Genomic DNA, 23,004 nt, shown 5'->3' with positions numbered 1-23,004 from the left:
CTCAGCAAAGAGATTGTACTGAAGAGGTATATAAGTGAAGATTGCCCAATACCCTAAAGCCTAATCTGTTATAAAGGTTTACAGAAGGTTTCATGCAATGTGCTACTATGTATTTGCACTCAAATTGCCTGGCTATCTTTATTCTTTCTAGAACCATTTGAGTTCCTATTCCACGACCCCTGTAAATTGGTAAAACTCCATCGCTATAAAAACCAGCTATGCTGTCTTGAATATAAAGACCGCATGTTCCAACAATTTCGTTATTTAGCATTACAAGAAAAAATCTTAACCTTGAGCTCTTATCATCATAATTCGATAATTGGCGAAAAAATGTGCTAACAATACTAATTCTATGATAAAAAATTTTAGAAGTGTGTAAATCTAATTGCTCTAAGAGCTCACTACTATTTACAACATTGAACTTCAAATTTGGAACAGCATCATCAGGCAAAAAATAATCTTTCATATTGAGTAAAACTTTTTTTGGTGTGCTAACGTGTTTTATTTCGCATTTTTCTAAAATACCCCCTATTTTTATACGTGGACTTATTATCCATGTTGCTTCTATATTTCGTGCTTTGAGATAATCTAGAGTTCTGCATATGGAAAGCTCAGTACATTGATCTTCACAAAACACAAAATTAAATAACGATTCTCTGGTACCATTTACTGTAAATATAACATTATCAAATTCGTCATGTATTTCCCACTTGGACAAATTCGTTGCATAAAGTATATAATCCTTTAGGTTCTGAATAATTAAGCTTGAATAACAAATTTTTTTATTCTGCATAAACCAACAATAAACAATAAAATGCTCCTATAAAAACAAAGGCTAAAATTGCAGCTACAACATCATCTAGCATAATACCCAAAGGACCTTTTGTATTTTTATCAATCAAATTTATAGGCCACACTTTTATTATATCAAAAAACCTAAAGGAGAAAAAGCACACCAACAATACAGAGCTATTCATTTCTTGTTCTAATAATATTGAAACTAGAAGTACTGTCAGCAATTGACCAACTACTTCATCAATTACTACCTCTTTTGGATCATGCGGAGCTTTGTAATGTTGTATATAATTGCCTGTAGACCATAATCCAACTAAGAATAAAAAAAAAATAATTGCTGTACCTAAAATTCTGTCATTGAGTAATATAGGAACAATTGGGTAAGCAGCCAAGCTGCCTATAGTACCTGGCATGTGTTTTACCGTGCCAGATAGCCACCATGTTGATATTAATTTATATAAAAATTTCACAATATACCGAAATATAAAACTAATTTACAAGAACAGAAATAGTATCTTCTATAGAAGTATTTTCATATAGCAATCTATAGATCGCTTCACATATGGGCATTTTTATCTTTAGCTTTTCTGCTAAATCAAATGCAGACTTAGCAGTGTTAAAACCTTCAATTACCGACTTACCTTCTGATAAAATCTGCTGAGCACTAGAACCATTACTATTAGCTACTTTAGATCCAAAAGATAGATTTCTTGAATTTAATGATGTGCATGTCACAACCAAATCGCCTAAGCATGCTGGTCCAAGTAGTGTATTTATATCTACATTGCCGTCACCAACTTTTGCTGAGTATAAAGCCTTAATTTCACTCATACTTTTCGTAATTAATGCTGCATGAGCATTAAACCCAAACCTACCTAGAACAACCCCACATGCTATAGCAAAAACATTCTTTAACGCTGCACAAACCTGTATTCCTATAACATCGCTACTAAGGTACAATTTAATATTTTCTTGCTGTAGCTCTGATACTAATTTTAAACCTAATACTTCATTTTGACATGCAAGAACCATCGAATATGGTAATTTTCTTGCAACTTCTATAGCAAAGCTAGGACCAGAAAAAACAGCAAGAGGATTATTAGGTAAAATTTCATTGACTACTTCACTAGGTAATTTTAATGTAGATTTTTCTATTCCCTTACAAGCCAAAATTATTGCTACATTTTTTTTTAGGTTACAATCATTCAATTGATGACATATCTCCCTTAGAGACTGAGTGGGAACAGCTAGAATTATTACTGAAGCATTCACTGCATCTTCAATAGCTAATTTTACTGATACATTATCAGAAATTGGACAATCAGGTAGCTTGTCACTTTCTCTTTTCTCTTTAATTGATTCAAATATGGCCTTATTGCGAGTCCACAAAATTACATTTTTCTTACCACTTAATGAAATCGCAATTGCTGTACCCCATGCGCCAGCACCTAAAACTGATATTACCACTCAATATTCCTGAAAGTATTACTTATAATTTAAAACTGTAGAATAAGTAAATTAAAAATATAACATAAAAGTATAAAATAGTTTAAATATCTATTAACCTAAGTATTCTTTTAATAAAAACAGCTTCTATTCAATATTTACTAAAAATAGTATTATTATAGTATATCTATTGTATTTTAGATCTATTTGTATAATTTTGGAACGACACATTAACTATTAATTAATAAGTGTAATTTCTATTATTCATTAATAAAAATTTGATTTGTTACTTTCCTTGGTTATATATATTACTAAAATTATAAATTATTTATGGGGTGTAAAATATGCGTATATTATTAATTGAAGATGATCAAGTAAGTGCAAGGACTGTAGTTAATGCCTTAACTTCTGATGGACATTTTTGCGACGTTGTTACTTCTGCACAAGATTATAACAATAATATGGTTTCCTCGGGTGGAGACTGTTACGATCTAGTTATTCTAGATATACACCTGCCTGGTGATATTGATGGATATGATATACTGTTAAGATTAAGAAGTGCAAAAATCAAAGTTCCTGTTTTAATACTTTCGTGTATCTCCGCTGCCAACCATAAAGCTAAAGGACTTGGGTATGGTGCCGACGATTACTTAACCAAGCCATTTCACAAGAGCGAATTATTAGCTCGAATTAAGGCCATAGTCCGACGTACTAAAGGCCATCCCGAATCAGTGATAAAGATTGGTAATATGAATATCAATTTTGATCAGAGGATTGTTGAGGTAAAAGGCAAAACAGTTCACCTTACTAACAAAGAGTATTCCATGATAGAATTGCTGGCATTGCGTAAAGGAGCAGTGTTGACAAAAGAAATGTTTTTAAACCATCTTTACAATGGCTTGGACGAACCTTCAGACAACAAAATAGTTGATGTTTTTATGTGTAAATTACGTAAAAAACTTGAAAGTGCAAATGATGGAATAAGCCACATAGAAACCGTTTGGGGTAGAGGATATGTTCTAAAAGAGTATGTTGACGATGAAGAATACTCTAGTGTTAATATAAGCGAAAGCAGTAGTGACTATCAAGCAGAACAAGTCAAGGACAGCGCATGAAATGCTTTATTTACTTGTTGATTGAAGAAGCGAAAAGGTAGATTTAGTAAGATAAAAACTAATCCTAAAAGTGAGGTAACGTGGTCAGTCTTTTAGAACTTTACAAAGACTTGCAGCAAAAAATAGAAAAGTTGGAAGCGGAGCTAAAAAGTTATAGGTAAGAAAGTAAGGCTTTAGAGATAGAGAATGACGAGTTAAAGGAAAAGCTCGGTTAAAATTCAAGCTTTGTTAAGTTCAAAAGGAAATAAAAAAAGAGATAAGCCAAGAAGTAAAAGGAATATAGGTGGTCAAATTGAGCGTACAGGATATGTGAAATGTTTGATACATTTACATAGTATGGCTGACATTCATGCATTGCCTAGGTGAAATATAAGCCGAGTTCTGTTTATGTAGCTATTTATCTGGAGTAAATGTTACCATTTACTTCATGCGATTTACCCGAGTAGATATGAGAAAAACATAAAATCTACTTCTATTTAATCTTGCTCCTAGTGTTGGTTACTTTACTACCAATGTTGCCATTGTTATGGTGCGCTCTTACCACACCTTTTCACCCTTGCCTAATAATATTTTAGGCGGTAATTTTCTGTAGCCCTATAACTGGAGTTACCTCCGGCGGGCGTTACCCGTCACTACCTTTTCTTGGAGCTCGGACTTTCCTCTGCTGTGTTTATCACACAACAGCAGCTACTTATTTCACCTAGAAATTATACTTTAACATTAAAATCACAAAAGCAAAAGAAAATTTCCTAACAGTCTACATACTAAAAACATTCAGACAAATAGCTAAAGGTGATATTCCGGTACATCATCGCTATCCCAAGATAAGCTTTTTTTTCACTTTTAGACTCTAGCTCAGTCAGTCAAGATCCTGGTACACCGCTTGAAGACGATGAGCTACTTCTTGACCGACTACTACTCTCCACCGATATACTGTTTAGCACCGTTCCAGATTGATCCATAGTTTGCATAGATATATGGCTAATTCTGTTACTAGCGATAAAAATTTCTTCATCGCTACCATTTGAATGCGATTCCAAATCAGCTAATTCTAACACATGAGTAGTATTATAATAAACGTGATATTTCTTAATACATTTATATGCTATGAATCCTATAATTCCAGCAACACCTATTGATCCAACTAAAGATCCCCCTATCATTCCTGCCCTATTAGACCCTATAGCAAGTTGAGTAGGCTGTGGTGAAGAAGTAGATTGAGAAAATAAAGTTGTAGTGAACATAGGAGTTGTCAACTCCCTTGTTCTAGTACTCGGCATAGTAGACACTGTTTGTGTAGTTCTCTCTGAGCTTGTTGTTGGCACAGTTGGCTCCACCATACGCGTCAAGTTAAGAGATTGTGAGCAAATTTAGAGAAGTTAAGGTGGATACCCTAGTTTTTCTGCACTTGTCTTTTAATGAAAACTGCGACCAAGTTATGGTAAGCTTTTTGAGAAAAATATTTAAGCCTTTAATTTTATTATTTAGTGCTAAAAATAACTCTCTAACCCGTCTTTTTAGCTCAATAAATGCCTTTGTTAAGCTAAGCTCCGTATTTTTTTTCAGTTCTGTGCAACCCACTATTCCATGAAATATAAGAATTGCACACAATTTGGCATATAGCTCACATAATACTCTGTATGGCTTTCCTCTCAGCTTATCAATCCTTATATTACTCTTATATAATTTGAACAATAATTCAATTTGCCATCTTATTCGGTAAACTACTAGTATTTGCTCAGCATTAATCTTACTTTTTGGAACATTAGTTATAAATATTGACCAATTTAGTAACTTTTGGTTCCTTTGAGAAGATGTGTATCCATGTGATCTTGCTAACCTATTAGCCTTTCTTCTTCTAGCCACAGCTTGTTCTTCAGTTAGTTTTTTAAATATAATTCTTACTTTAACCCTTGTCTCTTTTCCTAACAATACCTCCTGTTCTAGAAAAGATCGATCTCCCAAATGTTCTAGTATAGCTCTTTTCATAATGGTCCAAACGGTTTAAAATAAGAGTTTATAGTAGTGAAGGTAAGTATGCCAGCAGCATATAGTTATGATTTAAGAAAAAAAGCAATGGAGGTACTAGACGAAGGGGAAAGCAGAGAAACGGTAGCAGCAAGATTTAAAATTGGAAGAACTACATTATGGGAGTGGCAGCAAAGAAAAAAAAGAAACAGGAGATTTTCAGTCGAAAAAACTTGGAAATGGAGGTTATAATCATAAAATTACCGACTGGAATAAATTTACTGAATTTGCCAAAAAAACATGGTGGAAAAACTCTATCGGAAATGGCTAAGCTTTGGAGTAATGTTAGTATCCCAACGATTCATCTAGCTCTTAAAAAAATTGGACTCACACGCAAAAAAAGACATATGGATACAAAGAAAGGAATGAAGAAAAACGTGCTGAATTTTTGAAAATTATAGCAACGAAAGAACCTCAAAACTTAGTATATATAGATGAATCTGGTATTGATAATACCGAAGACTATCCCTATGGATATTCTCAGAAAGGACAGCGATTTTATGCCCTAAAATCTGGAAAGAAAACTCAACGAATTAGCATGATTGCAGCTCTAAATAGTAGAAAAATAGTTGTTCCGTTAACATTTGAGGGCCATTGTAATATGGATATCTTTAATAAATGGTTTGAGCAGTTTTTGACACCGATTTTGGAACCTGGACAAACTGTTATCCTTGATAATGCTACTTTTCATAAGTCTAATAAGATTACTGAACTTGCTAAAGAAGTTGGTGCTGAAATTTTGTATCTTCCTACGTATTCCCCAGATTTCAATAAAATTGAGCATCATTGGTTTGCTATAAAAAATAGAGCTAGGAAAAACATCCCTCTATTCACATCTTTTCGTCATGCTGTTGATTCTGCTTTTCTATGAACTTTCCGGACTATTATGAAAAGAGCTATAAATCTATTTTTTGACCTGTCTCTATATCATATATGTTAGTATCGGATTTATAACGACTTATGAAATAAGCTCCTATTTCATTGATGTGTTTAAAAGAACTTGGCACAAAATAACCCAAATCAGATATTAGTAAATCGTTGTTCGATATATTGCTTAAATGGCTTCTATAACCCTGATCTGACCTTATTCCTTCAGTTATATTAAGCTGGTCTAATGTCTGGTTTAGGTAGTCAAAAACTAATTGTAACTTTATTCCAGACTTAGTATTGCTTTCATAACCACTGTAGCTGGTACCATAACCTTTATACATGTCTTCCATACTGTTAGGTAAGCTAATGTAGCTGCTGTCTAATAATTTAACACCTCCAAAGTGCTTCAAGATTCTGCAATCAACTTGTAAGGTATTTTTAAGTAACGTTAAAGATTCATTATACATTCTTTTCATAAATTCCACTGCTTCCTTGGTAAATCTAAAGTCCAGACCTTGTTTTGTTATATTTATCGAGTCTTCATTCAATAATTGACACACTGTCTCTATACTACAATTATCAACCCCTATATTACCCAAAACGATGGCTTTTATGAACTACGAGCCTTTTAGCTTCCTCTTTCTTTTTATGAACCCTGTTGTAGCTGAGATTTTATCTGCTTTTTCATTAAAAAATTCTTTGAGCTTTTTTGAGATGCAAACTATTCTTTTCATTGTATAAGTTCTCCGTTTTCTTTGTTAGATTTAAGAGAACTTATATCTTTTCTTTCTCTTCCTTACACTAAGTTTATTACCACAGTTCCTTAACTTGACGCGTATGGTTGGCTCCACTGTTACTGTGCTTGTTTGAGTCGTTGAATGTTTGACCTTACCCAGAAAAAGTAGACAGGTAGTTAAGACGTTTTTTTCATGAAAATGATGAATCAAATTTTTCAGGAATGCAATAGTTAATAGTAGAATGTCTACGTTGTTTGTTATAAAAAATTTCTATGTATTCAAATATTGCGGTTCTAGCTTCTTGTGCGGAGTGTTGTGAGGTATCAATGAGTAATTCCCTCTTTAGTGAACTAAAAAAGCTCTCCGAAACAGCATTATCGTAACAACAACCTTTGTGACTCATGCTAGAAATAATACTTTTTGTATTCAGTAAAAATTGATAATTTTTAGAGGTGTACTGTGATCCTTGATCGCTATGAAATAGTAGATTTTTAACGGGTTTGCGCCTATCAACAGCCATCAATAAAGCATCTATAACTAATTGCTTATTTATTGAATTACTCATTGACCAACCAACTACCATGCGTGAATATAAATCTATTATTGCTGCCAAATATAGCCATCCTTCGTTGGTGTTTATGTATGTAATCCCATATCTTGTTTGGCTGATCAGTGGTGAAATTCTGATCCAATATGTTAGGAGTTATAACTCTATTGTCTGTTTGAAGTTTCTTAGTCTTAAACCTTCGTCTAAGTTGGGCTTGAATGCCATTTTCCTGCATAACATTTTGCACTGTTTTGATGTTATAATTTTTACCTAAAACCTTTAATTCATACCAAAATCCATTACTGACGGAACAAATAAGAAACATTACAAACTCGTTTAATAGTAGTACTGGAAATATTGACAATAAAATTACACAAAACATCTTCAAGTAAACCTATGGTATCGTAGATACTATTGCGTAAAGTATTGTATTTGATATATTGCCACAACCTTTCAACAGGATTCAGTTCCGGTGAATAAGGAGGCAAGTATATGATGGTAATGTTTTCCTGAATTTTCAAACTTTTTGATCTATGCCAACTTGCACAATCCATTACAAGAAAGGCTTCTTTCGTGCCTAAATCTTTCGACATCTGCTCCAGAAATATATTCATACAATCAGTGTTTACATATGGAGCAAGTAGGCTAATTTTCTTACCACTTCTTGGATTTACCGCACTTTAGATATAGAAATTTTGTCTACCAATTTTCATTTTAACCTGCGTTCTGAACCCTTTTTTAAACCATCCGTGTCCGATTTTTGAATGAGTCCCAAATCGTGATTCATCAAAAAATACACCTCCCTTTTAGGGTGGAAATTGACTATTTTATTGAAGTATCTTTTAAACTCTTCTTGCTTGTTTTTATCTTGTTTATGGTCCATTGGCCTCGGTGTTATGTAAGAAAATTTCATCCTTTGTATCTCACGGTGCACTGTTGATTTGCTGATGTTTAGGGCAAATTCCTCTGAGATTTTTATTTGTACTTCCTTAATAGTAATATTTGGATTTCTTTCTACCCATATTTCAATTTGCTCACGTTGATTTTTGTTTAATTTGCTTTTTCTTCTCCGCTGAAACGGGGCAAATAATTTTTCTACTCTACCAAATTTTAGATGCTTTATCCATTCAGTCAAAGCAGTCCTTGAAATTTTACATATTCTTGCCACAGCGCTTATACTACTTTCTTTTCCTGCTATCACCGCTTGTAACTTTTTTGAAACATATGCGTTATTTCTTACCTTTTTTAACATTTCTTTCGCTAAATTTACAACTCTTTCGTCTAATAGTTTTGACCTTAATGCCATTTATACCTCGCTATTTCACTTACTCTAGTATGACTTTTTCCCCATTATTCTCTATCTGTTCTTTCTATAGCGGGAATTGGTATAAGCACGAAACCAATAATAGTAGAAGTGACTTCGCAAAAATCAGCTGAAAGTAAACCAATCCTGAAAAAATCTGCTGATAAAGCAGCATCAGAAGTAAAAGCGGTTATTATAAAAGAAAAAGTAAATAGCAAGAAGGACGGTAGAGTAAAGTCAATAGTAGGAAAATTTGAGGAAAATCAAGTTGCTAAGAGCAAAGCCACCCCTGCAACACAAGCAGATATCGGTATGAAGAAAGATCCTGCACCATCGCAAAAAACTGCCTCCCAATCTCACTCATTTCCGGTAGGAAATAAAAGATCTAAAATGAACCCCATAACAGCAAAGTCCGATTCTAAACTTCCGGTTAGTAAAAAACCTCTTCTCACTCATGTTAGTGTAAAGAAAATAGCTGCACGATTTGAAAGCCGTGGGAAGAAATAGTTGTAACCTATTGAACAAACCCTATAATATCCTTGATCTTTTTTATATTGTTATTTGCAATCTCTGCTGCTTTTTCTGTACCTTCTTTTAATATTTTATGTAAATGGAGCTGATCCTTCAAAAGACCGTTCAACTTCTCACGTATGGGTGATATAACACTGATGATTAAGTCAGCTAACTCTTTTTTAAAGTGTTTCATATCATGTTTATTCACTTCTTCACACACTTTTTCCACATTTAAATCACTAAGCACTGAACAAATGTTTACCAAATTGTTTACTTCTGGACGGCACTTTAAAGTAGCAAAATCAAAGCCTAGAATTGAATCTGTTTTTGCTTTTTCTATTTTCTTGACAATCAAGTCATCTGTATCGTCAAGGTTAATGCATGAGTATTCTGAAGAATCAGATTTGCTCATCTTGCTTGCTCCATCTCTTAAGCTCATTATCCTTGATGTACAATCCAAAGTTAAGATTTCAGGTATGATGAAATGACTACATTTATAATGATTGTTAAAAGCTGATGCAATATCACGTGCAAGTTCTAAATGCTGTTTTTGATCATCGCCAACAGGAACATATTTAGTTTGATACAGCAATATATCCGCAGCCATAAGTACTGGGTAGCTATATAACCCAAGAGAAGCTTTTTGTCTATCGCTTCCAGCCTTATCTTTAAATTGAGTCATACGATTAAGCCAACCAATTGGTGTATAGCACCCTAGCAGCCAGCCCAATTCTGCATGACCACTAACTGCGGATTGATTGAAAATAATCGACTTTTCCGGATCTATTCCACATGCAATATAAGTTGCTGCTGCTTTAAAAATATTATTTTTTAATTCATTTGCGGGAAGCTTATTTGCTGTGATTGCATGCAGATCAACAACACAAAAAAGAGATTTATATTTATCCTGCAAGCCTATCCACTGCTTAATTGCACCAAGATAATTGCCCAAGTGTAATGCTCCACTTGGCTGAATACCTGAGAAGACAACTTCTTCCATACCTTGAGTGTGTTATTAGTTACTTTCGCAATCAGCAGATTTTTTAGAAAGAATAACCATTGCAGGACGAAGCAACCTATTTTTAATTGTATAACCAGTTTGTAGTACTTCTACAATAGTGCCAGGCTCTTTTTCATTATCTTCTCTTTCCACAACAGCTTGATGTAAATTGCTGTCAAAAGAGTTACCTATTGGATCTATTTCTTCTATTCCATGTTTTTTTAGATCACTCACAATCTTTTGGTGCGCCACTTTTATTCCTTCATGAATAGGATCATCATCTTTCAAGTTTTCCATTGCTTTTTTTAAATTGTCACAAGAGTCGATCATATCACGTGCAAATTTTGTTACTGCATAATCACTTGCATCGCTAATTTGCTTTTGCATTATACGTTTAACGTTTTCATTATCGGCAACAGCGCGACGTAAATGATCTTCAAGCTGAACTGCACGTTCTTTTAATATATTAAGCTCTTCACTTAAATCACCTGTTTGCTGATCTTCTTGATCATCCCCTTTTGGTTTACTGACCATATCTGCAAATTTCTTTTTTTTCTCTTTATTACTATCTGACATATCATTCACCCTTACAAACTTAATAAATATATAACAATCAATCTAAAAATATCAAGCGTTAGCTATCCTTGTCTTTCTATGCTTGCATTTAAAAAGTCAATCAAAGCAGTTTTATAAAGAGAATCAGAAAAAGTATCAATATTACTTTGCGCCATATTAATATAGTGTTTAGCTTCTTCCATAGAAACATGAATGGCATTATGATGATTAATATATTGTAATGCTTGGTCAAAATTGTGTCTAGCTGAAGAAAAAGATTTCTCCCAGAATTTTTGTTCTGATGGGCTGCCTTTTTCATATGCTATAATAGAAGGTAAAGTAACTTTACCTTCAAAGAAATCTTTTCCAAGTTGCTTTCCTAAAGTGCCTTGATTAGCAGTATAATCTAGCACGTCATCAATTATTTGGAATGCCATACCAAAATTAAACCCGAAATTCCTTAGCCTCTCTGTTTCGTCACTTGTGGCTCCAGATACTACTGATGCAGCCTCGCAGCATGCAGAAAATAAAGATGCTGTCTTTTCTCCAATGATATTAAAATAATTTTTCCTAATTGTGTTAGGGTCAAAACGCGTTGTCATCTGCTTTATCTCACCCTTGACAAGCAAATTAGATGCCTTAGATAAAATAGAGAGAACACTTAAATTCCCACATTCTATAAGCCATCTAAATGCTAAGGTCAATAATAGATCACCAACTAAAATGCTTGATTTATTCCCCCAAATTTTATTTGCTGTTGCAACTCCATGGCGTGCCTTACTTTCATCAAGCACATCATCATGAAGTAAAGTAGCGTTGTGTATAAATTCTACCGATGCAGCAATGTTGATCCTACTCTCTCCAGAGTAATTCAGCATTTTACAAATAATAAAAATGAGCTTAGGCCTTATCTTTTTTCCTCCTGAATTAATAAGATGAGATGTAATATCGGTAGCAAGCTTAGTACCTTCATCATTGACATTTTTGAAGATAAAGTCATTCATAGCCAATAAATCAGAAGATACAATATCATCTAATTTACTACTTTTTGTTAAATCAGTGTTTAGCATTTAATAGGACTTATGCTTCTTGCCCTTGTACTTTCTCAACTTTTTTCTTTTCTATTTTTTTCGATTCTGTTTCTAAATCTACTATGCCTTTTTTAATGAACCACATTACCCTTTCAGTTGCTTGCGCTCCTACACTTAGCCAATGTTTTAATCTATCAGCTTTTACCACGACACGATTTTTATTGTCTTTTGGCAACATTGGATCATATTGTCCTATTCTCTCAATAAAGCGCCCATCTCTTGGTGCTCGTGAATCGGCTACAACTATCCTATAAAAAGGACGTTTCTTTGCCCCAAACCTTGCTAACCTTATTTTAACTGCCATGTCAACCTTTATTCATATATTAATTACAATTTAAATACAATAAACAGCTAAAGTCAAACTAATTGTACCTCTTTTACCTAAAAATACAATATAGCCCCCTCCAATCACTCATAAAAGGAAGATAATAAACTTTTTTATATATCATCAATCATAGCATGATTAACTTCTACTCTATACTTTGATTTTAGATAGCTAATTAACTGTTCCTTTAGCGATATCATCACACGTTTTCCGGTATCAAGCATGTTTAATTTACCATTTGATGAATGCATTTCTTTTAGAACGCCTATTATAATTTCATTATTGTATTGAATAGGATCTGTTACCGAATTAGTTGTTTTCATATTGAAAATCTCTTCTATGAAAGAAAAAGGGTAGTTTTGTTCATTGCGTTGTATTTGCTGGCCTTTAACCAATTTTATACCTTGCATTTCTTCCAAATCTGTCTTTTCTCTTAGTTGAACTGCTACTTCTTGTCCCATTTTAAACATTCTTTCTTTTATAAATTCACTACGCCAAAGCTTTATGGCTGATTCCCTACTTTCTTCAAAATTTTGTAATTTAGGAGGAACGATATCACTGATTTTCACACCAACAACAGTATCTCCAACACCCTTAAAATAACTCTTCTGATCTTTCTCGCGTGAAAAAATGAAAGAAATGAAATCACTGGAATTTCCTACTTCATTACCACTTTGGTCTTTCCCACTAGCATCTACTGGACCAATGGTTTGTATAGGTAAATTGTAATTATTGGAGATTTCTTCAATCGTTGCACCATTGTATATCTTATAATTCACTTGATTTATGAAATCATTGACTTTTTCAAAAGACTTTTGATTGGTTAAAACTGACCTTATGTCTTTTTTTAAATCAACCAAGTCTTCATCAGAGATTTGATGTATGCTTTCTACCTTTATTACGTGCCATCCAAAATTGCTTGTTAAAACTTCACTTACTTCACCTGTTTTGAGAGCAAATACCTTTTCTCTCATATTTTCAGGTAAGAAATCCTTAGTTATATTATTTACTCTGGTTTCATCGAGTTTCACTTTATTAAACTCTTCTATTATTTTTTCAAAGCTTGCTTTACTTTCTTCAAGTGCTCTTCTTGCTATTTCAGCTTTTTCTTTGGTAGGAAATATCACATTGAATATGTCTCTTTGATTTTTAAGTTCCTGATGTTCTATTATACTATCAACCTCTTCATCTGAAATTCTGATTTGATCTTCAAAATATTTTTGATCCAGAGAAATGTATTGCGCAGTTCGATACTCAGGGTAATAAAAATTGGACTTATTTCTTTCATACAAATCAAGTAAGGCTTGATCATCTGGTTCAGGAACGTCTGTAATTGCATTCTCAGTTATTTTAACAATATCAACTACTCTAGTTTGGTAGCGATTTTTGTATATCTGCTCATCAACACTCTCACCAAAAGTTACCGGATAATTATCTTTAAATAACGAAGTCATGAACATCATTGCAGGCAGGATTTTCTCTAGTTTTTCTATATATTCCTTTTCTGTTATATGCAGGCTATTTAGAGTTTGATGGAATTTATTATGGTCAAATTCTCCTTTATCGTCCTGAAAGTACTTGGTATTTTTTATATGGCTTTTGATAGATTCTTCTCCAACTTTTAATCCAAGTTCGCTAATTAGGTTAAACAATAGTTTTTGCTCTATAAGTGCGTTAAGTAAATCATATTTCAGCTTTTTTACTTGTTCTTTGCTTACATCAGATCCAGAAATTTGCTTTTCATAATTTTGATATAGTAATTTATATTCATCTGATGTTATAACTTCCTTTCCTACTTTAGCTAATTCTTTCCTTTCATCATCATTTGATAAAAGATTGCCAATCCCCATAAAGATTAATAAGCAAACTAAAAGGAGAACGACTGCCTTGGTAAAAAAATTTCTAATACTCATTGTAAACTCAGTTAACTAACACTTAAATTTAGAATAGCAATAATTTAATATTTGTAAATCTATTAACAAATTAGCTAATATATGTAATATTGTAGTGTATTAAATTGAATGGAAGCTTATATTAACCTAAGAGCCTGTAAGTGATCTCTGAATATGTTAAGATGAGGTATAGTTGACATGAGGTAAAGTATGAGGAATACATATCCAAGTGACATAAGTTGTGAAAAATTCGAAAAGATTAGACTAATTTTAGAAAGCGTGCGAAAGAAAACAAAGACAAGAAGATTAGGTTTATATGAGTTATTTTGTGGTGTGCTTTATGTACTAAAAAGTGGCTGTCAATAGCGAATGCTTCCAAAAGAGTTTCCAAGATGGCGAAATTTTTACGATTACTTCAAGAAATGGAGTAAAAAAAACGAATGAAGATAGAGAAAATGTTCTAGAAATTGTCTTAAAAAAAATTGGTTGGAGAGAACAGTGGTCGGAATACAAAAACAATCTTCTGCATCATTGATGCCCAAAGTGTAAAAAATACCGATACTTCTGAAGAAAAAGGTTATGATGCTGGCAAGAAAATTTCAGTAATAAAGCGTCATATCGCAGTTGATACACAAGGTTTGACACACGCAATTCATATAACAACGGCAGAAATAACTGATCGTAGCAGTGCTTTGACAATGGTTAAAAATGCTAAAGAAAGTCTCTCTGAAGTTAAAAACATACTGGTTGATGCAGGCTACACTGGAGAAAATTTTGCAACACAGATGAAAGTAACTATTGGTGCAACTGTTGAGGTGAAGCATCTTTGCTGTATTGCCAAAAAGATGGGTTGTTGAGAGATCTTCTTTTGCCTGGTTGGAAAAATGTAGGCGACTTTGGAAAAATTGCGAGCGTAAACTTAATACTAGCCTACAAATTTGCTTTTACTTCTTTCCTCCTCAAAAGATTATGAACAGGTTCTTTGATTATAGAGGGTTTATTTCTAATAGTCTTTATGTTGATGTGACAATATTTGGTGCTTTGTCATTGTTAGCACTGCTAGCTACTGAGATATTTAGTCATACATTTTCAAAAGTTTGTGAAATATACACTGAAAAACACATGAAAGATTTACTAGAAGAGGATCCAAGAGATAGAGTGCAAAAGGAGACTGATCTGTTAGGACGGTATGATCCACGAAAACTGTTAATGCCAATTATCATGCCTCTTGTTAGAAAATGTTTTGCAGAAGTGGCAAGCGAGTTTGCTGAAAGGAATTTTGATGAGGTAAAAACTGATATGTCTGATGTTAATATTGAAGGACTATCTAATCCTCAAGCAATTGAATTTGCACAGCAAACAGTATAGTATAAGCTTTTAGCTCTATGCATGGACTCAAAAAAGTAGAATTAATATTTGAAAAATTTCAACAGTCAAATCCTGCGCCAAAAATAGAGCTAAATTATACCAATCATTTTACGTTATTAGTTGCAATAGTTCTGTCAGCGCGGACGACCGATATAAGTGTTAATAAAATTACAAAGGAGCTATTTAGTATCGCTGATACGCCAGAAAAAATGTTGAATCTCGGGCAAAGTGAGCTGAGAAAATGCATAAGCAGTATTGGTTTATATAATTCCAAAGCAAAAAATATAATCGGGCTCAGTAAAATATTGATTGAGAGGCACAATAGCAAAGTGCCTACTAATTTCGATGATTTGGTATCTTTACCAGGGGTTGGGAGAAAGAGCGCTAATGTGTTCTTAAATTCAGGGCTTGGTATTCCAACATTGGCAGTTGATACTCACGTTTTTAGAGTGAGCAATAGAGTTGGGCTTGTGAAAGAAAAAGATGTACTTAAAACAGAGCAGTCTCTTTTGAATCTAGTGCCAAAAAAATACCTACTTTATGCTCATCATTGGCTAGTTTTGCATGGTAGATATGTTTGCAAAGCGCAAAAACCTTCGTGTGAAACATGCATAATTCATGATTTATGTGAGTTTGAATGCAAGAGGTATAAAGTCTAGCACAACACTTCGATATTTCTTACTTTTATCATCCAAGTAGCTGATCTCTATGATTGTGTCGTCCGAGTAGCTGACACTGTGATGACAATGAAGGGCTACTTGATGACGCCTCTGTGCACTGCCGTTATAAAGCTGCTACTTTGATGAATAAAATGATGTCATTCCAGAGCATGGAGCTGTAATCGAGTTCTTATTACCTGATATGCTCATTTGACAGTTAAGTCTTCTCTACCCCTATTTGCATAATACCTTGACGATTCCGTTCACGGTTAAAAGATACCGAGGTATAGTATTTCCCAAAGCAAATGATAAAGGTATAATAAAGTATTTGAGTTATAATGGCATATAGTGTGGATTTAAGGGAAAAGGCAGTATTGATGATAGAAAAAGGGAAGACAAAGGTTGAGATAGCAGAGCTCATGGAGATAGGAATAGCAACTCTGTACCGCTGGTTAAAAAAGAAAGCTGCTGGTGAAAGCTTAAAGCCATCTAAAAACGGTAGCTTTATTCGAAAAATAGACCCAAAAATACTCGAAGAATATGTTACAAAGAATCCAGATCATACTCTGGCAGAGATGAAACAAAATCTTGGATTTGGAATAAATTCAATTTGGTATAGACTAAAACAGCTAAAAATTACTTTAAAAAAGTCACACTATATCAAGAGCGCAATCAAGAAGATAGGCAGCAATTTATTGATAAAATCTCAAAAATAGAACATTCCAGCATCTTATATATAGATGAAGCAGGAGTTGATAATAAGTTATACCGAGAATATGGACGTGCTCCAAGAGGAAAGAAAATTTATGCAGATGTTCCAGGGAGAACTCGAGAGAGAATCAGTATAGTAGCCGGGTGGATTGGAATGAGATTTATTGCACCAATGACTTTCAAAGGTGGGTGTGAAAAAGAGGTATTCAATATATTGTTGGAGAAGATGTTATTACCTAAATTGCCACTTGGCACAACCATAGTTATGGATAATGCTACATTTCATAAGACCACTAAAACAAAATCATTAATAGAGTCTTTTGGCTTTCATGTGCTGTATCTTCCAACATATTCACCAGATTTGAATCCCATAGAACACTGTTGGCATACCATCAAAAGCCGCCTCAGACCTCTAATGTATAAATGTACAGACTTACAACTTTTGGTTGGTAATACCATAATGGAAATTTATCCATTCATTTTAGAAAATACTATAGTAGGGTGTATTAGTTTTTGCAAGCTGTTATTTTGCTATGGATTTCTGTAATGGCATCATCTATTTTATTGTTATCACAGCCTGTTTGGGCAAGTTCGGCATTTCCACCGCAATCCCTTCTGGTTACAGTAGATACTAGCTCTTTTGCATTGATCTTATTAGTTAAATCTTTACTTACTTTGACAATCAAAACTGTTTTTTCCTTTTCTGTTACCATGAAGGCTATTACAGTTTTCGGTTTTTGTTGCTGTAGAGCAAATTCCCTTATTATACTTCCTGGAACGTTATTGAAAGTGTGGCTTACGAAATTTATTCCATTTATTTCGGTGCTTTTTACAGTTTCTACACTGATAAGCTTTTTATAAAGATTTTTTATTTTGATTTCAAATTCTTTGCGCTCCTGGCTTAAAATACTGAGTCGACTTATTATTTCATTTACTGGTGCTTTTACGCATTCTGCAACTTTTTTTAAGCTAATTTCGTTATTGCGTACATAATTAATTGCTTCTTGACCGGTTAAAGCTTCAATTCTTCTTACTCGAGATGCAACGGAACATTCTGCTGCTATCTTAAACAAACCAATTTCTCCGGTATGCTCCACGTGTGTACCACCACATAATTCTTTTGAATCTCCAATTTTTACAACCCTAACATTATCACCATATTTTTCACCAAATAAGTCCATCGCTCCTTCGTCTATTGCCTCATCTATACCTTGAACTTTTGTGGACGTAGAAAGATTTTCTCTGATTAGAGAGTTTACTATATCTTCTACTGAAGACAGCTGATCCTGAGTGACTGGCTTATTGTGACTAAAGTCAAATCTTAGTCTATTTGGTGCGACTAGAGAACCTTTTTGAGTAACGTGATCACCTAAGATTTTTCTGAGTGCAAAGTGTAGAAGATGTGTAGCTGAATGATTTCTTCTTAAGTCTTGTCTTCTTTTTTTGTTAATACTAGCTGTAACTGTGTTACCTTTACAAATTGAGCCGACGCACCTGTGCAAATACAAGTCATTAATCTTGTTGGTATTTTCGACTGTTACCATACTTCCATCAGACTGTATAAGATTTCCAACATCTCCCACTTGTCCACCTGACTCTCCATAAAAAGGTGTTTTATCAAGTATAATAGTTATCTTTTCTCCTTCTTTTGCAGAATCAATTACTTCATTTTTAGAGGAAATTATTGCGAGTACTGTTGCATCCTTTACTTCATCACGTTCATAACCAACAAATTCCGTTTTGCCAAACTGATCGATTAAATTAAACCATACTTGTTCAACAGACTTTTCACCAGATCCAGTCCAATTAGCACGTGCTCTTTCTTTTTGCTCTTTCATTGCATTATCAAAACCTTTTTGGTCAAAATTTATTTTCCTTTCTTTCAAAATATCAAGTGTGATATCCAAAGGAAATCCATAAGTGTCATATAGTTTGAATGCTGATTCTCCAGATAGAGTGTCACCTGATTTTAAATCTGCAGTTAATTTGTCCAAGAGATTAATGCCTTTCATTAAAGTGTCTTTAAAGTTTTCTTCCTCTGATTTTAACGTTGTTTCTATTAAGCTTTTAGCTCTGATTAGCTCTGGATAAGCATCTCCCATATAAGCCAAACTTGTGCCATCTATGAGTGCAGGAAAAACAAGGTTCAATAGAGAATCATTATATCCAAGTAGGTGGATATAACGTACTGCTCTCCTGATCAATCTGCGTAGTACATAATTTCTTCCTTCATTTCCAGGAAGCACTCCTTCTGCGATGAGAAATGCAGCTGCACGAAGGTGATCTGCAATAATCTTATAAGCTACTTTATTTTCCGTATGTCCACAGTACTCTTGCGATTTACTTACCAGAGCAGAAAATAGGTCAATATCATAGTTATCATGAACGTTCTGCATAACAGCTGCTATTCTTTCAAGGCCCATTCCGGTATCGATGCATTTTTTTGGTAATTTTTGTAAATTACCTTCTTCATCTTTATTAAATTCCATGAACACCAGGTTCCAAATTTCAACAATTCTGTCGTCTTCATGCAAATCCTGATTTGCATGATCGTAAAAGATTTCAGAACATGGGCCACATGGACCAGTATTGCCCATGCTCCAAAAGTTATCATCTGTTGTAATTCTTATGATTTTATCATCTGAAAAGCCACTTATCTTACGCCAAATTTCATATGCTTCATCATCAGTGTGGTAAACAGTTATGGATAGTCTGTTTTTATCAAGAGACAATTCTTCAGTAATAAATTTCCACGCAAATTCTATCGCAGTTTCTTTAAAGTAATCACCAAAGCTAAAATTTCCGAGCATTTCAAAAAATGTGTGATGACGAGATGTATAGCCAACATTTTCAAGATCATTGTGTTTACCACCTGCTCTGAGACACTTTTGACTTGAGACGGCACGTTTCATTTCAGTTTTTTGCGTGCCGGTAAAGATGTTTTTGAACTGTACCATACCAGCATTTGTAAACATGAGTGTTGGATCATGCTCTGGAATCAAAGGAGAAGAAGGAACTTGCTCATGATTATTATTTACAAAAAATTTTATAAATCTTTCTCTAATTTCGTTTAGCTTCATCGTTTTTACTGAGGTTATCTATGCATAATAAGTTGTAACAGAAGTAAAATCAATTTATCAATCTGAATATTAATATATACATTACTTAGTATAATAAAAGTAACTTTTACATAAAAATTTTAATAAAAAGATATAGGTTTAAATATTTTATCCGCTAACATAGAGAAGTATTTGTTAATTAAAATAATACTTTTATTAATTAATTTAAGGAGTGTGAAATGCCAAAAAAATTCCAAAACACTAAGAATAGCATGCGAAAGAGAGAAACAACAAATAAGCAGGAGATGGATGGTCCAACAATTAGAATTGTATCTGACTTGGAAAGTATAAAACAAAACAGAAGGGTAGAATTTTTAATTAAAGGAGAGAATTTAACAGTAAAAGACCTCTCTATATCTTCTAGAGCAGCTGAGATAGGCTTGGTTACAGGAATAGTAAATTCAATAGACATTCCTCAAGCAATTCGTGAATCGACAATAGATGGAATTATTTTAGGTCTTAAGAGTGGAGAAATAGAAAAAGGTAAAGAATATAATTATAGAGAATTTAAGAAAATATATCTAAAAAACCTTGTAGATGAATTGGGTAAGGATAGTTCAAAAAAGCTAAAAGAAAGAACTGATGAAAATAGCCAATTGAGAGAATCTACTACTGAAGAAATTGATTATCAGATGCAGGAAGATGTAACTATCAAATCAGCTTCTTTAACAAAACAAGAATTCGATTTTGCATCAAGCAAAGTAACTACTAAAGAGATTAATGACGTAATAAATGAAATAGAAGAATCAAATTCTAGTTATGGAATTACTCCTGAAGATATAAGTAGTGTTTCCCGTTTTGATAGTAATTCACAAGAAGTGTTAGATCATTCTATATTTAATAGCACAGATGTGGAAGGGACTAAATTACCCGAAATAAATGGAGGACAGTATATAGGAATAGCAGGGATTGCTGTTGGTATATTGGGTGGAGTGCTAGCAGTAGCTTTTGCAGGATTAGGATACTTTGTATGGCATAGAAAAAATAGGGAAAGTAGCTACGATGTTGAAAAAGCTATGAAAAACCTTCCTGAACAAGCTCAACTTGAGCATTCCGGATCTACATCAGAAATAGAATCTTTGCTCAGCAATGCTACATCGGTAGCACATCTATCTTCTCAGATTAGTGTCGAGTAAAATTCCAGAGTTTGATGGCACAACAGTGCCATCAACTTAGCTCTTACAGCACTTATATGCTCTGGAACCAAAGGAGAAGAAATTTTCCTATCTTCCAAAAAATTTTATAACTCTTTCTCTAATTTTATATCGTTTTTACTAAGGTATAATAAATTGCAATGAGAAATTCAGATATTAATATATGTATTATTTAGTATAATAAAAATATAAAAATCTTAGTGAAAAGATGTGGACTTAAATAATTTATCTTTTATACATAAGGAAATATTGGTCAGCTTGGGGGTCATATATGTCAAGAAGATTTAAAAATACTGTAGGAAAAAAAAGATCAATCAATAAAGAAAAAAGGAATAGATGGATTAGTATTGAATCAGAATTGCGAGATGTAGAACAAAACAGAACAATATATTTTCTATTGGGAGGAGGTGATTTAAAACTTAAGTATGTATGTATGCTTGACGATACATCTTATCGTATTCTTGTTGCTGAAGGAGAAATAGTGCATGCAGAAAATCCAAAGTGATGATTGATGATATTGTTTCTGATCTCAAGAGTGGGAAAATACGAAGTTATAAAAGATATAATGCCAAAGAGTTTTATGAAAAGTATCTCAAAGAGTTTTTGAGTAATGAGAACTTGCAAAAGCTGGAAGCTGGTGATATTGAAAATACAACAACAGAACTACCAAACTTAAAACAAGTAATGGAAGAAATGAAAAAATCAAACTCTAGCAATGGAATTACAATGCGAAATATAGAAAGTGTTCAAAATACGACGAATATTTTGGGTAATCCTATGATTCATGATACGAACTTGAGAGGGTTTAAATTCTTGGAAACATCTCGATCAAACAAGGAAAATATGAGAGTGTTAACAGTAGGTATGTTAGCAGTATAGTATTTTCTAAAATGAATGGATAAATTTCCATTATGGTATTACCAACCAAAAGTTGTAAGTCTGTACATTTATACATTAGAGGTCTGAGGCGGCTTTTGATGGTATGCCAACAGTGTTCTATGGGATTCAAATCTGGTGAATATGTTGGAAGATACAGCACATGAAAGCCAAAAGACTCTATTAATGATTTTGTTTTAGTGGTCTTATGAAATGTAGCATTATCCATAACTATGGTTGTGCCAAGTGGCAATTTAGGTAATAACATCTTCTCCAACAATATATTGAATACCTCTTTTTCACACCCACCTTTGAAAGTCATTGGTGCAATAAATCTCATTCCAATCCACCCGGCTACTATACTGATTCTCTCTCGAGTTCTCCCTGGAATATCTGCATAAATTTTCTTTCCTCTTGGAGCACGTCCATATTCTCGGTATAACTTATTATCAACTCCTGCTTCATCTATATATAAGATGCTGGAATGTTCTATTTTGAGATTTTATCAATAAATTGCTGCCTATCTTCTTGATTGCGCTCTTGATATAGTGTGACTTTTTTAAAGTAATTTTTAGCTGTTTTAGTCTATACCAAATTGAATTTATTCCAAATCCAAGATTTTGTTTCATCTCTGCCAGAGTATGATCTGGATTCTTTGTAACATATTCTTCGAGTATTTTTGGGTCTATTTTTCGAATAAAGCTACCGTTTTTAGATGGCTTTAAGCTTTCACCAGCAGCTTTCTTTTTTAACCAGCGGTACAGAGTTGCTATTCCTATCTCCATGAGCTCTGCTATCTCAACCTTTGTCTTCCCTTTTTCTATCATCAATACTGCCTTTTCCCTTAAATCCACACTATATGCCATTATAACTCAAATACTTTATTATACCTTTATCATT

21 protein-coding genes, 1 other RNA gene and 7 pseudogenes are annotated in these 23,004 nt (G+C 33.4%); 12 read left to right on the top strand and 17 right to left on the bottom strand.

Going from position 1 to position 23,004, the window contains the following annotated elements; all coding sequences use genetic code 11:
- Position 1 precedes the first annotated feature (1 nt).
- The 3 genes from M3L71_RS03065 to M3L71_RS03055 form a co-directional block, all read right to left on the bottom strand.
- Complete coding sequence (locus M3L71_RS03065) at positions 2-793, bottom strand: GNAT family N-acetyltransferase (RefSeq protein ID WP_280143953.1); 792 nt, start codon at positions 791-793, stop codon at positions 2-4.
- Positions 783-1,208 carry a phosphatidylglycerophosphatase A family protein gene (locus M3L71_RS03060; RefSeq protein ID WP_010406878.1) on the bottom strand — a complete coding sequence of 142 codons (426 nt, stop codon included), beginning with the start codon at positions 1,206-1,208 and terminating at the stop codon, positions 783-785. Before M3L71_RS03060 ends, M3L71_RS03065 begins: the two co-directional genes overlap by 11 nt.
- A gap of 76 nt (positions 1,209-1,284) precedes the next feature.
- The gene (locus tag M3L71_RS03055) at positions 1,285-2,262 is read right to left on the bottom strand and encodes an NAD(P)H-dependent glycerol-3-phosphate dehydrogenase (RefSeq protein WP_280143952.1); all 978 of its coding nucleotides are present in this window, start codon (positions 2,260-2,262) and stop codon (positions 1,285-1,287) included.
- A gap of 323 nt (positions 2,263-2,585) precedes the next feature.
- Between M3L71_RS03055 and M3L71_RS03050 the strand changes: the two genes are divergently transcribed.
- Positions 2,586-3,356: a response regulator transcription factor gene (locus M3L71_RS03050; protein ID WP_280143951.1), complete on the top strand. Its 771-nt coding sequence runs from the start codon at positions 2,586-2,588 to the stop codon at positions 3,354-3,356.
- 354 nt (positions 3,357-3,710) lie between these two features.
- Here the strand turns inward: M3L71_RS03050 and rnpB are convergent.
- From rnpB to M3L71_RS03035, 3 genes and pseudogenes are all read right to left on the bottom strand, one after another.
- Positions 3,711-4,060, bottom strand: an RNA gene (rnpB, locus tag M3L71_RS03045) — RNase P RNA component class A.
- A gap of 159 nt (positions 4,061-4,219) precedes the next feature.
- On the bottom strand, positions 4,220-4,600 hold the full coding sequence (locus tag M3L71_RS03040; RefSeq protein WP_280143950.1) for a hypothetical protein: 381 nt from the start codon (positions 4,598-4,600) through the stop codon (positions 4,220-4,222).
- Between the two features lie 106 nt (positions 4,601-4,706).
- Positions 4,707-5,336, bottom strand: a pseudogene (locus M3L71_RS03035) (transposase); the annotation flags it as partial.
- A gap of 57 nt (positions 5,337-5,393) precedes the next feature.
- On the opposite strand from M3L71_RS03035, the pseudogene M3L71_RS03030 reads away from it, so the two are divergent.
- Positions 5,394-6,255: pseudogene (locus tag M3L71_RS03030) on the top strand (IS630 family transposase).
- 28 nt (positions 6,256-6,283) lie between these two features.
- Here M3L71_RS03030 and M3L71_RS03025 read toward each other — a convergent pair.
- The 3 pseudogenes from M3L71_RS03025 to M3L71_RS03010 form a co-directional block, all read right to left on the bottom strand.
- Positions 6,284-6,988 (bottom strand): annotated as a pseudogene (locus M3L71_RS03025) (IS4 family transposase); the annotation flags it as partial.
- A gap of 193 nt (positions 6,989-7,181) precedes the next feature.
- Positions 7,182-7,824: pseudogene (locus tag M3L71_RS03020) on the bottom strand (IS3 family transposase); the annotation flags it as partial.
- A 13-nt stretch (positions 7,825-7,837) separates the two neighbouring features.
- Positions 7,838-8,844: pseudogene (locus M3L71_RS03010) on the bottom strand (IS630 family transposase).
- Between M3L71_RS03010 and M3L71_RS03005 the strand changes: the two are divergent.
- Both M3L71_RS03005 and M3L71_RS03000 read left to right on the top strand, forming a co-directional pair.
- A complete protein-coding gene (locus M3L71_RS03005; protein WP_280143948.1) occupies positions 8,838-8,975 on the top strand; it encodes a hypothetical protein in 138 nt (45 codons plus the stop codon). The pseudogene M3L71_RS03010 and the gene M3L71_RS03005 sit on opposite strands and share 7 nt — an antisense overlap.
- A complete protein-coding gene (locus M3L71_RS03000) occupies positions 8,953-9,348 on the top strand; it encodes a hypothetical protein (protein ID WP_280143947.1) in 396 nt (131 codons plus the stop codon). Before M3L71_RS03005 ends, M3L71_RS03000 begins: the two co-directional genes overlap by 23 nt.
- Before the next feature lie 7 nt (positions 9,349-9,355).
- Here M3L71_RS03000 and trpS read toward each other — a convergent pair whose 3' ends face one another.
- The 5 genes from trpS to M3L71_RS02975 all read right to left on the bottom strand — a co-directional run bounded on the left by trpS (position 9,356) and on the right by M3L71_RS02975 (position 14,238).
- Positions 9,356-10,354: a tryptophan--tRNA ligase gene (gene trpS / locus M3L71_RS02995; protein ID WP_280143946.1), complete on the bottom strand. Its 999-nt coding sequence runs from the start codon at positions 10,352-10,354 to the stop codon at positions 9,356-9,358.
- 15 nt (positions 10,355-10,369) lie between these two features.
- Positions 10,370-10,930: a nucleotide exchange factor GrpE gene (locus M3L71_RS02990; protein ID WP_280143945.1), complete on the bottom strand. Its 561-nt coding sequence runs from the start codon at positions 10,928-10,930 to the stop codon at positions 10,370-10,372.
- A gap of 62 nt (positions 10,931-10,992) precedes the next feature.
- Positions 10,993-11,979, bottom strand: coding sequence for a polyprenyl synthetase family protein (locus M3L71_RS02985; RefSeq protein ID WP_064085383.1), 987 nt, complete (start codon positions 11,977-11,979; stop codon positions 10,993-10,995).
- 10 nt (positions 11,980-11,989) lie between these two features.
- Complete coding sequence (gene rpsP / locus M3L71_RS02980) at positions 11,990-12,304, bottom strand: 30S ribosomal protein S16 (protein ID WP_006015540.1); 315 nt, start codon at positions 12,302-12,304, stop codon at positions 11,990-11,992.
- A gap of 134 nt (positions 12,305-12,438) precedes the next feature.
- A complete protein-coding gene (locus M3L71_RS02975) occupies positions 12,439-14,238 on the bottom strand; it encodes a peptidylprolyl isomerase (RefSeq protein ID WP_280143944.1) in 1,800 nt (599 codons plus the stop codon).
- Positions 14,239-14,427: 189 nt separating this feature from the next.
- On the opposite strand from M3L71_RS02975, the pseudogene M3L71_RS02970 reads away from it, so the two are divergent.
- The 5 genes and pseudogenes from M3L71_RS02970 to M3L71_RS02950 form a co-directional block, all read left to right on the top strand.
- A pseudogene (locus M3L71_RS02970) lies at positions 14,428-15,171 on the top strand (IS5 family transposase); the annotation flags it as partial.
- A 42-nt stretch (positions 15,172-15,213) separates the two neighbouring features.
- Positions 15,214-15,585, top strand: a pseudogene (locus M3L71_RS08555) (molecular chaperone DnaJ); the annotation flags it as partial.
- Between the two features lie 17 nt (positions 15,586-15,602).
- Positions 15,603-16,244 (top strand): endonuclease III, encoded by a 642-nt coding sequence (gene nth / locus M3L71_RS02960; RefSeq protein WP_280143942.1) that lies wholly within the window; start codon positions 15,603-15,605, stop codon positions 16,242-16,244.
- A gap of 338 nt (positions 16,245-16,582) precedes the next feature.
- On the top strand, positions 16,583-16,960 hold the full coding sequence (locus M3L71_RS02955) for an IS630 transposase-related protein (protein ID WP_280143348.1): 378 nt from the start codon (positions 16,583-16,585) through the stop codon (positions 16,958-16,960).
- Positions 16,939-17,502: an IS630 family transposase gene (locus M3L71_RS02950; protein ID WP_349292729.1), complete on the top strand. Its 564-nt coding sequence runs from the start codon at positions 16,939-16,941 to the stop codon at positions 17,500-17,502. Before M3L71_RS02955 ends, M3L71_RS02950 begins: the two co-directional genes overlap by 22 nt.
- On the opposite strand, the gene alaS is transcribed toward M3L71_RS02950, so the two are convergent.
- On the bottom strand, positions 17,462-20,035 hold the full coding sequence (gene alaS / locus M3L71_RS02945; RefSeq protein ID WP_280143941.1) for an alanine--tRNA ligase: 2,574 nt from the start codon (positions 20,033-20,035) through the stop codon (positions 17,462-17,464). The two genes, M3L71_RS02950 and alaS, sit on opposite strands and share 41 nt — an antisense overlap.
- A gap of 284 nt (positions 20,036-20,319) precedes the next feature.
- On the opposite strand from alaS, the gene M3L71_RS02940 reads away from it, so the two are divergent.
- The 3 genes from M3L71_RS02940 (at position 20,320) to M3L71_RS02930 (ending at position 22,107) form a co-directional block, all read left to right on the top strand.
- Positions 20,320-21,210: a hypothetical protein gene (locus M3L71_RS02940; RefSeq protein ID WP_280143940.1), complete on the top strand. Its 891-nt coding sequence runs from the start codon at positions 20,320-20,322 to the stop codon at positions 21,208-21,210.
- Positions 21,211-21,499: 289 nt separating this feature from the next.
- Positions 21,500-21,733: a hypothetical protein gene (locus M3L71_RS02935; protein ID WP_246038769.1), complete on the top strand. Its 234-nt coding sequence runs from the start codon at positions 21,500-21,502 to the stop codon at positions 21,731-21,733.
- A complete protein-coding gene (locus M3L71_RS02930; RefSeq protein WP_280143939.1) occupies positions 21,733-22,107 on the top strand; it encodes a hypothetical protein in 375 nt (124 codons plus the stop codon). The genes M3L71_RS02935 and M3L71_RS02930 overlap by 1 nt, the downstream gene beginning before the upstream one ends.
- Here M3L71_RS02930 and M3L71_RS02925 read toward each other — a convergent pair.
- Positions 22,034-22,573 carry an IS630 family transposase gene (locus M3L71_RS02925; protein WP_280144114.1) on the bottom strand — a complete coding sequence of 180 codons (540 nt, stop codon included), beginning with the start codon at positions 22,571-22,573 and terminating at the stop codon, positions 22,034-22,036. The two genes, M3L71_RS02930 and M3L71_RS02925, sit on opposite strands and share 74 nt — an antisense overlap.
- Positions 22,566-22,970, bottom strand: a complete 405-nt coding sequence (locus M3L71_RS02920; protein WP_280143501.1) for an IS630 transposase-related protein — start codon at positions 22,968-22,970, stop codon at positions 22,566-22,568. Before M3L71_RS02920 ends, M3L71_RS02925 begins: the two co-directional genes overlap by 8 nt.
- Between the last annotated feature and the right edge of the window lie 34 nt (positions 22,971-23,004).

The sequence above is a fragment of the Wolbachia endosymbiont of Frankliniella intonsa genome, assembly GCF_029856955.1.
GTDB lineage: Bacteria > Pseudomonadota > Alphaproteobacteria > Rickettsiales > Anaplasmataceae > Wolbachia.
Note: the sequence above shows the minus strand (reverse complement) of the source record. Positions and strands in the feature narration are given on the sequence as shown.